Origin of the sequence: Pseudoalteromonas rubra (assembly GCF_005886805.2) — a bacterium.
GTDB lineage: Bacteria > Pseudomonadota > Gammaproteobacteria > Enterobacterales > Alteromonadaceae > Pseudoalteromonas > Pseudoalteromonas rubra_D.
The window spans coordinates 2,293,758-2,306,269 of the sequence record NZ_CP045429.1 but is presented as its reverse complement, the minus strand read 5'-3'; the positions used below and the strand labels follow the sequence as shown (position 1 = coordinate 2,306,269).

Annotated in this window: 11 protein-coding genes; 3 read left to right on the top strand and 8 right to left on the bottom strand. The window is 44.3% G+C overall.

Translation table 11 applies throughout. The annotated features are described in order from the left end of the window. The first annotated feature begins 146 nt into the window (after nt 1-146). Together CWC22_RS09955 and CWC22_RS09950 are read left to right on the top strand one after the other, a co-directional pair. Nucleotides 147-626, top strand: coding sequence for a hypothetical protein (locus tag CWC22_RS09955; RefSeq protein ID WP_138538223.1), 480 nt, complete (start codon nt 147-149; stop codon nt 624-626). After that, a complete protein-coding gene (locus CWC22_RS09950; protein WP_125559589.1) occupies nt 619-906 on the top strand; it encodes a transcriptional regulator in 288 nt (95 codons plus the stop codon). Before CWC22_RS09955 ends, CWC22_RS09950 begins: the two co-directional genes overlap by 8 nt. Before the next feature lie 60 nt (nt 907-966). Here the strand turns inward: CWC22_RS09950 and CWC22_RS09945 are convergent, their stop codons facing one another. The 5 genes from CWC22_RS09945 to CWC22_RS09925 form a co-directional block, all read right to left on the bottom strand. Next, entirely contained in the window at nt 967-1,566 is a 600-nt protein-coding gene (locus CWC22_RS09945; RefSeq protein WP_230090560.1) for a GNAT family N-acetyltransferase, read from the bottom strand. Between the two features lie 388 nt (nt 1,567-1,954). After that, a complete protein-coding gene (locus CWC22_RS09940; RefSeq protein ID WP_125559587.1) occupies nt 1,955-2,428 on the bottom strand; it encodes a peroxiredoxin in 474 nt (157 codons plus the stop codon). A 157-nt stretch (nt 2,429-2,585) separates the two neighbouring features. After that, nucleotides 2,586-3,872, bottom strand: a complete 1,287-nt coding sequence (locus CWC22_RS09935; protein ID WP_138538224.1) for a hypothetical protein — start codon at nt 3,870-3,872, stop codon at nt 2,586-2,588. A 228-nt stretch (nt 3,873-4,100) separates the two neighbouring features. After that, the gene (locus tag CWC22_RS09930) at nt 4,101-4,664 is read right to left on the bottom strand and encodes a hypothetical protein (RefSeq protein WP_164517511.1); all 564 of its coding nucleotides are present in this window, start codon (nt 4,662-4,664) and stop codon (nt 4,101-4,103) included. A 3-nt stretch (nt 4,665-4,667) separates the two neighbouring features. Continuing rightward, nucleotides 4,668-5,519 carry a hypothetical protein gene (locus tag CWC22_RS09925; protein ID WP_125559583.1) on the bottom strand — a complete coding sequence of 284 codons (852 nt, stop codon included), beginning with the start codon at nt 5,517-5,519 and terminating at the stop codon, nt 4,668-4,670. Between the two features lie 791 nt (nt 5,520-6,310). Between CWC22_RS09925 and CWC22_RS09920 the strand changes: the two genes are divergently transcribed. Further along, a complete protein-coding gene (locus CWC22_RS09920) occupies nt 6,311-7,162 on the top strand; it encodes a GNAT family N-acetyltransferase (RefSeq protein ID WP_138538225.1) in 852 nt (283 codons plus the stop codon). A gap of 227 nt (nt 7,163-7,389) precedes the next feature. Here CWC22_RS09920 and CWC22_RS09915 read toward each other — a convergent pair whose 3' ends face one another. The 3 genes from CWC22_RS09915 to CWC22_RS09905 form a co-directional block, all read right to left on the bottom strand. Further along, entirely contained in the window at nt 7,390-9,639 is a 2,250-nt protein-coding gene (locus CWC22_RS09915; RefSeq protein WP_138538226.1) for a hypothetical protein, read from the bottom strand. A 511-nt stretch (nt 9,640-10,150) separates the two neighbouring features. After that, nucleotides 10,151-10,987, bottom strand: a complete 837-nt coding sequence (locus CWC22_RS09910; protein WP_138538227.1) for a S1 RNA-binding domain-containing protein — start codon at nt 10,985-10,987, stop codon at nt 10,151-10,153. Between the two features lie 2 nt (nt 10,988-10,989). After that, a complete protein-coding gene (locus tag CWC22_RS09905) occupies nt 10,990-12,321 on the bottom strand; it encodes a DEAD/DEAH box helicase (RefSeq protein ID WP_125559577.1) in 1,332 nt (443 codons plus the stop codon). Nucleotides 12,322-12,512 lie beyond the last annotated feature (191 nt).

Here is a 12,512-nt window from a genome sequence, read left to right as displayed (position 1 = left end):
TATAAAACACTACCCAACTACTGATATTTACCATCCGACGTGCCGCACTGTGATTTTGAATACAGCAGTGTAGTATTTATTCACTTGCCAATGTGGAAAGTCGCTGCTAGTATTTAGTTTCCATATTGGAAAGTAAAGGAATGACAATGAATAAAGACAATAAGGTAGGGGTGGGATCTGCTGAAGCCCTGTTGGCGATGTCGGCCGAAGGTAAGAGGTTTGCCCTGTTGAAATTCAGACCACCTGTTTGGCTCAACGGGTTAATAAGTGTGTTAGCTGCACTTGCAACTGCGGCGAGTGCCCAGGCAAGTCACAGTAGTATGTGGACTTTCGTAACTTTCGTGTCTGTAGGTACATTAATTGTACTGGTAATGAGTTGGTCTTTTTATCTAAAAGGTGTGGGTATAAAAGCAAAAAGCATGGCTTCCAAGTCGCAAGCCGGAGTCCGCAATATTGCGCTGGCTTTTACGAGTGCATTTATCGTGTTACTAGGCCACTATTTTACTGAACAGGGGGACTGGCACTTTGCATACGCCGCTGGGATTATGATTGGCTTGCTGAGTTTTGTTGTGCTGTATAAGCTTCCTACAGGGGAGTGGATATCGCAGGATAAAGCCAATGACTGAAGCGTGTTTTGATCCGCTGATCCATGCACATAACCGTTTGCAGATCTGCGCATTACTCGAAAGCGTAGCCGAAATGGAGTTTTCTTTAGTAAAGGCACAGCTGGAGGTCAGCGATTCGGTTTTATCTAAGCACGTAAAAGCCCTAGAGCAGGCTGGCTATCTCACAGTCAATAAACGAACCAGCTTTGCTCGTCAGCGCACCTGGCTCTCTTTGAGTGTACAAGGAGAAGCCGCTTATCGGGGGCATGTTGCTGCATTACGAGAGATTGTTGGCCTCTGAGGTTGTTAGAAACAAAGTAAGCCCGCAGCTGTTAGAAAGTCGGGGCGTTTTTGTACTTAACTAAAGGGTAAACTGCATGGTGGTTGATCCTGAAAAGCCGAGCAACCAGTTCAGATATGGAAAGTAGTCTGTTTCAACTACAACAAAACCTTTCGCTTCATACAGTTTTTTTGCTCTGGGGTTGCTGTTGATCACATCCAGGCGGATTGATGAATAGTGATGTGACTGGGCATAACTGATAATGCTGTCCAGTAACTGAGTGCCAATGCCTCTGCCGCGATGTGACTCTGTAATTGCTATACCGTCCATCACTAACTCTCGCGATTTTGGCTGGCGCTCATATAAACTAAAAATAACGCAAGCACGTATTCCACCGAGTATGCCAAGGTGTTTGAATAACCCTATAAAATCGATGCCTGATGTGAGTGCACCATTTTGGTCACTAAAGCCTGCGACTCCAACTGGTTGGTCATTATCGAAAGCTATGAAGGAATACTCGGGCATAAAGCAATCTGCGAGTATGACGAGCCGCTTTGCCTTGTCGGGGATTGCACGAGCAAACTTAGCACCAAACGCATCGTCGTAAATTTGCGCAATGGTTTGACTGTGTATGATATCCCAACCGTGTTCAATGTTAATCTGCATTAGGTGAGCATTCATAATTTTTCACAATGTGCTGAACAAGCTGCCAAGTTTATGTTTGAAGGATACTTAAGTATGCTTTTTATCTCAATAGCTTCGAGAGCACAAGTCCATCCAAATTGCACATATCTCCATAAGCCTGAAGTGCTTTGATAGCACCCCTTAGTTCGCATCGGTTAAACTGGATATTGAATTGCTCGAACCAGACTAGCCCGTTCTCGCCTCCTTTAAAGTTCCAATAAGATCTTCAAGCACTGTGGCCATTGATTCACTGAGTTGTGACACCTAATGACATTCCTGGTTTTTTGTATTCGTTATTGTGTTCAAATAAGGTGGGAAAGTGAAAAGGATAACAAACGAAATACTGAGAGAGCGTTTGCACCCCCTCAGCGCTTGTCATTGAAAATTACAATTTTTCAAGGATGACTTCTGCTTTACTGACCTCAAAGGTTTTCGGTGCTTCAACCAGAAGCTCTGTCACTACACCATTGTCGATTATCATGGCATAGCGCTGTGAGCGGATCCCACCAAACCCTTCAGTGTCCATTTCCAGCCCCAATGCTTTAGTAAAGCTGGCATCGCCGTCACCGAGCATCATTATTTCGCTCGCATTATGCGCTTCTCCCCAGGCTTTCATTACAAATGCATCATTTACAGACACACATGCAATGATATCGACACCTTTGGCTTTGATTTTGTCGGCCAGAGCGACGTAACCAGGTAAATGGGCCGCTGAGCAGGTTGGTGTAAATGCGCCAGGTAGTGCAAACAAGACCACTTTTTTATCTGCAAACAGAGCGTCGCTGTGATGCGTGACCATGCCATCTACAGTCAATTCACTTAATGTCGTCTTAGGTAAGGCTTGCCCTTGTTCAATCATGATTTTCCTCATCGGATATTACTAAGATTACGCTTATTTTAGACTTAAAATTGCAGGTTAAACACAGATAAAATGCAGGGTTAATACATGTTTTTGCGATTATTTTGGTTTGACAGTGATAACCTGGTAGACCCAGGTTATCACTGACTTTGGGGCGTTATTTGGTAGAGCCATGTATAGAGTTAAAAATATGGCTAACGCCAGCGTTTTTGGTAGGGCCTGAATACGCATGGCAATCAAAGCAGTTTGTCGCAGGTGTCAAGTTGTGTGGACCCGTATAGACCACTTCATTGAACTTGCGTCCTTGTTGTGCGTTGGTTTCCATGGTGGTGTTGGCTAGCTGAATGGAGCCGCGCTGATTATTGCGGTTGCTTGAGGGCTGAGTGACATCGTTCAACCAGAGCCCACCCACCAGTTCATACTTTGCGAGTACACGTAGTGAATTATAGGTAGGCATACGCTTAAACACTTTATTTAGTTGCTCATTAAGGGAGATAATATTAGCTCTGTTATGCTCGGCCTGGTTGTCGCCCTTAGCTGTACCTTGCGCGTAAACCTGACAGACCTCTGTGGGCGCGCCCGTTAACGGGGAGTCACCTTTTTTGTCGGGATCTAGGGTTTTGTTGAATTCACAGTTTGCATCCGGGGTGGGCAACGAGGCGGTACATTGCTCGCTGGCAAAGCTCCAGCCGGAGATGGGCTGGTTGGCCTTTTGACAATCCGGCGCATTGTATTTGTGCTCAAAGGTAGCCCAGATAAATTCGGGGTGTTCTGGGGTGCTAATTACCAAGTGGAAGCCAACCATGCCATATAATTCATCGGCATCCAGCTCTCCATTGTTATTGGTATCTGATCTTACCCAGACATAATTAGGTCTGTCTTTCTCAGTGATTTTGCGCCAGGAGGTTTTAATCTCGGTTGTACCGGCAGGTAATGTCGGTGAGCCCTTAGCGACATCACACATACCACTGTCAAACCGGGTTTCGTACAATACGATGTTGGCATTCTGGTCGTACAATACAGCATTGTTTAACGCCTGATTCATTTCATGAGGCGCTTTAAAGTCTTCACCTGTAGTATGGGGGTCTTTCCCACCCCTGACAAACAACTTAGATTGCAACGTATTGGGGGCACAAGAATCCTGGCCTCCACCAAGAAATATTCGATAGCGCTCCTCGTTCAAAAAGGTACGTTCATTGCCATCTGGCGCATTCACCAAAGAAATAAACCATTGCCAGGAGAATTGGTAAAACTGACACAAATTCTGCCCGCCACCTGGAATTTCACTGGGAGGATTATTGGGGTTTGTTACCCAGTTAATATTGGCCGGGCAAAACAGGGGATCCTGACTGGAAGCTGTATTTTCAGAGCCTGTAGGCTCGGTGGAGCAAGCCAGCAATGTTGTGATTGCAGCTGTTATTAGGGAAAGCTTAAGGGGGTGCATAACAATTCCTTTCAATATCGAGACGGTCCTTACTACTGTAGAGCAATCACAAGAAGTTACCATTACTGAGTATTACACAGATCAGATCACTTTGAGTTGAGTATGGGTTATCCGGATGATGTACCTGGTAAGTTCATCCAACCCTTGTTTGATGTGAAAGGGGACGAGAATTGTGATTTCGTGTAAACAAGCAAAGGGCTGTGTCGCAGCCCTTTGCTGTAGCGATAATTATGCTGATTCAGCGTTGTTACAAATTTCTGGTAGTTTTTCCAGAATGCGTGTGATCATATGTTGAGCAGCGTGTTCTGCTGATCCCACAAATTCGCTGTCTCCATTTGCCCAGTTAGAGTCTGAGTTAAACCCTCTGACATGATATTGGCCAGCAGGTTTACCGTTAATAGAGTAGCCCACTGTAGATACCGCCATACCATTAATATTTAACTGTTCGTTATAGGTGTATAGCATGTTCAATTTTGGTGTGACTTCAACAACGATATCTTTAGTTGTTTCTGGGAGCAGGGGGGCCACAACATTCTGATGCACAGTATTAAACCATTGCTGAACCCCTGTTGCGTTCACTTTCCAGCTGATTGCATCCTTGTTTTGGCGGATGTCTGAAACGGGATTTACAACATATGTGCATTTGGAATCGGCAAGTTTAGCTGCGATTTGTTGATGCGTTTTACTTACCTTTTTTGGGAGTTTGCTCACTTTCATCTCTACGTCGACAACAGCCAGAGCATTCGTTGAAAGTAGTGCAAGAGGAAGTAAAAGAGTCGTTAGTTTTTTCATTGTTTACGCCTTACATTCTTTCGGTAATTCTTTAACAAGTAAGTTGTCGGCCAAATTAACCAGTGAACCATTTTTGTCTCTGATTTGAACCCGCTTTCCCTCTCGCTCTGTAATCTTGCCTGAGCTTTTCATCTCACCTAATGCGTTATATCGGATATATTTGGTACCGGTAATGCATGACTCTTCCTGAGCCACTTTAATATCATGTTCTAGCATTTCTCTAATCTCAGACAATGCTGTACTGACTGTTGTTCTGTATAAATCTGCGTTGTTATCATTCCATAGACGGATTGAATCCATACCACCATTGCCTACATTATCTGAAATATAGGTAAATGAATTTCGGTACGCAGGCTTTGAAACAGAGACCTTGCCTTGCTTAGCCACATAGAGTGTCGCGTTTGTTTCAAACAAAACGACTTTGAAATTATCAAAAAACTGATAGTGGGTGAAAAGGTAAAGCGCAGCCTCACCTTCTTTCAGGGCAGATATTTGTGCTTTGACTTTATCATCATTAAGATATTTTGTTTCTGCGCTGTCTTTGGTGTCTTGCGCGTTAAACTCAGAGATAAGCACCGGATTAAACTCTTCAACGATCAACTTGCGGAAGTTCAAATCAAGCGTATTGTTCAACAAAGGGGCTGCTACGCCAAATGCACCGATCGCTCGGTCTTCATTTATGGATGAATCAATGGCAGAGGTGACTAATGCGCCAACCAGGCCACCTGCAACACCGCCACTGACACTATTAGATAAATTGACTGCGGGTCTGACTTCATCTTGTAGTACCAAATTGTAAGTATTGGTTTGCTTTGCGGCATCCCGTGTTTCTTGTGTCATAGGGATGTTCTTCATTCCCGAACACCCTTGTAAAATCAAGCCTATAGAGCTTATAAGTAGCAGCTTTTTCATATGTTAGTAGGTTTTGGTTGTTTGAAAGCTGTGCATTATATCGGTACCCTTTAGCAGGGTAAAGTATCAATTGACGCCTAGGTTTTCACGGCGGGTTGCCAAGTAACAATGCATGATAGTATTGGTTATTGACGTTCCGCAAAGTATGTCGTTACAGTTCCATCACTCTGCTGTAAAGATATTCTTATGTGAAAAACACATTAAGTGCGGCTTAATCCGACTGGTATTGTAGTAGCACTCAATCTTACCTCGACAACTAAATCACATATGAGGAGATAGCCCGATGAACAGGTACTGGCAGAGCGCTAGAAACGTGGCTTTCATCGTGCCTTGTATGACATTTGTCCTGTCTTATATTACTGAGTTGAGTTTACTTTTCTGTGCTATATGCCTTTGCTTGTTCATAATTCTAAGCCAAATAGCTCATTTACCTGAAGAGCTACCCGGTGGGCCGGACAACCCGGATGGTAATGAATTACATCCTAAATGGGTGGTCCTGGTGGCCGCTCTTTCGTCACTCTTTTTAGTTTCACTGGGCTGGATTTGTCCCGGTTTGTGGCATTACGTTGCGCTTATTAGCTAGCGTCTGGACCAGATGAGTACTCATGTTTAGCTTCTGTCCATATTGATAATGGAAGGCTAACAGCGCTAGTCGGACTTCATTTTCCCACCCAGAAGTTTATAGTGCTGGTACACTGTCATGTCGGCATCGCTGTACACAAGGAGCAAGCGCTATGAATCAAGAGTATACAATTCGTACTATGACCCGTGATGAGGTGAATTTAGCAATCGACTGGGCGGCACAAGAAGGCTGGAACCCGGGACTTGAAGATGCACATTGTTACTATCAGGCCGATCCTCAGGGGTTTCTCATTGGGCTACTGAATGATGAGCCGGTCGCTGTGATTTCTGCCGTAAAATATGGCAGTTCGTTTGGTTTTATCGGGTTTTATATTGTTAAACCTGAATACCGGGGCCAGGGGCTTGGGCTAAAAATCTGGCAGGCTGCAATGGCGAGACTGGATGGATGCAATATTGGTCTGGATGGAGTGGTTGAGCAGCAAGAAAACTACAAAAAGTCGGGTTTTAATTTTGCCTATTCAAATCGTCGCTATCAGGGCATTAGTCACAGGTTGGCATGCAGAGGCGCGGCAGACCTCGTAGCGCTTGATTCGCTGCCGTCTGAAATGATTAAGCAATTTTTAATGCCCTTTTTTCCTGTGCAAAGAAACGATTTTTGGCATGCCTGGCTTGGACAGAATAATGCTTTCTCGGTTGGTGTGATTGTTTCGGGAGAATTACAGGGGGCAGGTGTAATCAGACAGTGCCAGGAGGGCTATAAAATAGCGCCTTTGTTTGCCAAAAATGCGTCACAAGCAGTGGCTATCATTGGTGCATTGAGTGCCAAAGTAGCTGATGATAGTGCTGTATATCTTGATGTACCTACGTGTAACTCAGAGGCACTAGCGCTCGTTGAGAAACTCAACATGACGGCAGTATTTGACACGGCGAGAATGTATACCAAAGAGACACCGTCTGTTGGTATAGAGAAAACGTTTGGCGTGACGTCTTTTGAAATTGGCTAATTTGTTGAGTCAAAAAACTAAGATGGCGCACGATAGTGCGCCATAGTGCCAGATCACAGGCTAATGTTGTGTTCTAAAGTCAGTTCACATGGAGCGTTATCGCGCCCGAATGCAGACTCAATGAATAGCTCATCACCTTTTGAATGAGACAATAAAAAAGCATAATGGCTTACGCCTTTGTGCTTTTCTGATTCAGTATATTTGTCTAATGATGACTAATGTCCCTTTTAATGACAGCTGCTCAACTCAGACTGACTTTTGAAAATGTCAGGGAGATGGCATACCTCTCTCACCATCTGGATTTTATCTAAAGTTACCGTCATTGGTGAACCATTATCTCCATTCGGAAATAGAATTGTTGGGTCTAACCCGCCCCAGTACATCCCGGTTTGTACAACCAGAGGTATGTTTTCGGGTAAAGTCTGGATGTTTTGTTGATCTCCAAACTGTACAAAATCGGTTTCTTCCGGGCGTTTAATATATGACGTTACCCGCCCATTCAGCCCTGTATCCCATTTGATTTTCATTTTGATTAAGTAAGTTTCGCCTTCTCTTAAGCCAGACAGACTGCCCATTATGTGCTGCTGGTATTTTCTGACTGAGATACAGTTGTCGTCTTCATCTTTTTCAGCACAGTAAGTATTAGGCGCATTGCAATAAGAAGTACCCGTTAAAACGGGATTATCACAATCAACCTTTGTATTAACGTTCAGACTGATGTCGTTGAATTTATCGTCAGTATATCTCAGCAATACCGCATTATTGGGCGACAAATGCGGGTGTGCGCTGGTCGTATGAAACTGAGATATAAATACATAGCATTTATTAGACTTTTTCGATATGCACTCTTCTTTGGTGAGCATTTTGTCAATCGTAAACTCATAAGCATACCAGCTTGTGGCACCTGCACTTACATCAGCGCCATCTTCGTAATTGTCTCGGCCAAACGTAATTTCTGATTTTATACACCGGAAAGACTTAAAGTTAGTGTATGGGGTTTGGGCACCCGTGCAGTAGTCGTAAAACTGCTGATATGAATCAAGCTCGTCAGTAACCGGATCATTCAATTGCTCGCTCAATACCGGAGTTGTGAAACGAATTTTTTTGTCGCCGTTTACATCAACAATATTCCAGTCCCCGATGTGGTAAGTCTGGTGACTGGTAAAAGGCGACAAATCCGAATTGGTTGCATGAGTGAACTCTCCGTCAAATAGCATATTTCGATGTTTTACTTTGGCACACACGTCATTGCTGTACCGTCCAAGTACATCATATTTTCCGCGCACTCTAAAACACCAGTTACCCGGTTGATTTGGGTTAAACTGGTACTCGCCATGTTCAGGGTAATTGTCATGGTAAGCCGTTCCGTCCGGGCGCGTAACGTACAGCTTTACATACGAGAAATCAAGGTGTTCAAAGTCGGGTAATGTAGACCATCTAACAGCCAACGGATCACCTTCTACAGCCTCAGGAACGGGTGTAACCTTATGAGTAACCAAGCCGTTGACAGAGGTTTGTACATTCACGCATTGTTGCGCAGTAAACAAGCCAAATACGCCGTCGGTATTACCTCTAACCTGGAAGCACCATTGACCTGCTGTATTAGGCGTAATATTTATATCTGAAGCAGACAGATTCTGGAAGCTCCATGCCGTATCGGGTGCTTTAGTCCCGAGCTTTACATAAGAGAAGTTACGGTCAGAAAAAGCAGGTAAAGGTGCCCAGCTTACCTTTATCGGATTGTTCATGGCCACACTGGTAGGGACATTCAGAGAGTGCGTTACAAACTGTGATACAGAATCATTCACAGTCATACATCTTTGGGTGTTGTACAATCCAAATGTACCTCCCGACACACCGCGTACTTTAAAGCACCAGGTACCCTTTTGATCGGGTATAAATGTATAGCTACTACCGCCAAAATTTGGATAGCGCCAGCTCCCATTCGGTGAGCGGATCCCCAACTTAACATATGAGAAATCGGTTGTTGAAAATGCCGATAATGGCGACCAGGCAATAGTGGTGTTTTTATAGGTGTTACCTTTACTAGGGACGGACACGGAATGTGTAACTAAACCCGAAATGGAATCGCTTACGTTCATACACTGTTCGGAGTTGAAAAGACCAAATGCGCCATCATGCCAGCCTCTAACTACAAAGCACCAATTACCTGCTTTGCTTGGTTTAAATGAGTAGTTACTCGAGGACAGGTTGCGGTAGCTGTATCCCAATCCAGGCGCTTTTATACCTAACTTTACATGTGAAAAATTCAGGTTTGAGTAGTCTGACAAAGGCGACCAACTAACGGTACTGTTTTCGTATACGCTGCCAGAGCCAGGTGCTGATATTGAGTGCGTTACCTTACCGACTACAGGGTTTGCAAAAGCCGGGCTGGCGACTAAACCTGTTATGAGAGTCAGTGAGCTGATGGTATTGATCTGCTCTCTCCTCAGAGAAAGGACGTTGAGGAAATTCATTTATAATTCCTTTTGTTATTATTCAACACTTGCGTGTATTTTTATGTCGTGTGTTTTTATAGGTGGTAGGTTCCAAAATCTCAATTTTTCGAAGTAATAGAAACTGCCCACAGCATAGTATTTGTCATTGATACGTCATGCTAGTAAAGCCTGGCAATTAACGAAGCCTTTATTGTCGACATTTAATTATCCAGACTAGAATGACCAGAGCACTGTGCCTCCGGGTCACGCTATAGTCAACACCAAGGGGTTAAAAAACACCCTGCTTTATTTATTGCTATCTCTTGAGAAAGTTTACTGGGGTGGGCTATGGCCAGACAATCTGGCAGCGGTTGAACTGGGTGAAAAGCTTGCCATGAGGCCTGTATTGTATACGGCAAAAATTTATATCAGTTATACCCAACAAATTAATATCGATAAAACGCTTGGCGTGGCCTCCTTCGAGATAGGATAAACACCGCCCAGAAAGGCGCATCACCTTTGCGCCTTTCTCTAGAATCACTCTAGTTGACTAATTTTTATTTTTAATCAAAGAAATTGAGGTCGCTTCAATTTGGATTTTTTCCTGCTTGAACAGACCACCGATGGCTTTTTTAAAGTTGGCTTTGCTGGTGGAGAAAGTTTTCTTAATCAGCTCAGGGTCTGATTTGTCACCAAGTGGTAGAAACCCATTGTTATCTTCCAACTTTTTAAGGATCTGTTCGCCAAGATCTGAGATTTTATCCATGCCGGGTTTTTCGAGTAAGATATCAATCTTATCATCTTCCTGAACTTGTTTTACATAACCTGTCATGCGTTGACCGATATACATGCGTTTAAATACGGTATTGAAAAATACCATGCCAAAGTGTTGTTCGTTGACAATGACTTTGTAGCCGAGATCAGTTTTAGCGGCGACAATTAAGTCAACTTGCTCAAATTTCTTGTATTGCGCAGGCGTCTTATTTAAAAATTTCCCAAGGTTACTTGAAGCACACAGACGTTTACTGGCGTTATCCAGGTAGAGCTTTACCAGATAGCTGTATCCTTCGCGCATTTTTGGTTTTTGCTCGTTGTATGGTGCTAATACATCTTTACTGATCCCAAGATCTAAGAAGGCACCCACTTTATTAATCTGCTTGGCGCGCAGCAGGGCGAACTCGCCCAGTTGCGCAAGCGGCTTTTGCGTGGTGGCGCAAGGGTGGCCCTGGTTGTCACTGAACACAAATACTTCAACGTTGTCACCCGCTTCGAGGTGGTCCGGTAGTTCTTTAAGCGGCAAAAAAACATCGCCTTGTTCTTTGCCATCCAGGTATGCGCCTTCGGCACAGATCTCTTCGATCATTAAAAACTGTGTGGTACCTAGCATGTTTATTCCTCGGTTGGCTTCTTAGGCTTTCTTCTTAGTGGTGCGTGTCCATCGACATCAAACGGTGCCGGGATCGCCTTTTTCGGTTGTTGTGGTTTGCGCTTAAGGACGCGCTTTGCCTTAGCTTTGGTGTCAGCTGGCTTACGCTTGATATTCTGTTTAGGCTTAGTTACCTTGGGCTTAAAGCCTTTAAACTTGGCTTCTAACCCTTCAACAGACTGAAACTGGACTGTTTCTTTAAGATAAGCAGCAATGGCTTCGTAACTTTTCCAATCTTTAGGGCCTACAAAGGAAATCGCGTCTCCCTTGAAACCAGCACGCCCGGTACGACCAATTCGGTGAACGTATTCTTCTGCCTGCTTGGGTAAATCAAAGTTGATGACATGAGATACATTTAACAGATCGAGGCCTCGCGATGCCACGTCTGTGGTAACCAGCACTTTAAACAAGCCACGGCTAAATGCATCCATAATATCCAGACGCTTGCTCTGTGCCAGGTCGCCGGCCAGCGCAACGGCCTTTATTCCCAGTTCATTGAGCATGTCGCTGAAGCGATTAGTATCTTGTCGAGTCGCAGTAAAGATAATACACTGTTTTACATCGCTTTGTTGTACAAAATGTTTAAGTAGTGCTTCTTTATGATCCAGGTGGTCAGCAAAGTACATTGCCTGGCGAATATCGTCATGCTTTTCGTTACTGCCACTGAGCAGGATCCGTTTTGGCGATTTTAGCAGATCTCTTGATGTGATCTCGACCTGAGCATGCTCAAGCGTTGCAGAGAATAATAACGTCTGACGTAAGCGGTGATCAGCTGCGTTGTTAATTGTAGACAGTTGCTTTTCAAAGCCTAAATCAAGCATCCGATCGGCTTCATCAAAGATTAACAATTCAAGGCCATGAAGCTGTAAACTGCGTTGCTCGATATGATCGGTAATACGACCCGGAGTACCAATAACAAAGTGTGGGTCTTTACGAAGTGCTTTTACCTGGTCGTTAAAGTTCTCACCACCGAGAACTTTAGTACAAGACATGGCGGTACCCGCAATTAACAAACGGCATTGGTTGAATACCTGTGTGGCGAGCTCTCGGGTTGGAGCAACGATCAGCACTCTTGGGTCTCGTTTACTGAGCGCCTTTTGTTTCATCACGCGTTGTACGGCAGGCAGTAAAAATGCCAGAGTTTTTCCGGAGCCCGTTTTTGACTGAGCAAAGGTGTCATGCCCGGCAAGGGCTGTAGGGATGGCCTGAGCCTGGATCTCGGTCGGGGTTGTGATCCCCTGGTGTTCTAATTGTTTTTCAAAGCGCAGGTCAAGACCCAGTTCGGAAAATCTCAAGGTACTTTTCTCCAGTAATTATTTTCTAAAACGCAGCATTATAACAAACTAACTTCCACTACCACCATAACTTTGCAGCGCTTTGTGTGAGTTCTTTGACCACCGGGGGCAAACGGTTTTGCAATTATCCTTAAAATCCGTAAAATATCGCGCCTGGCGCCGGATTTGCGATCCGGTTAAGTGCTTACACG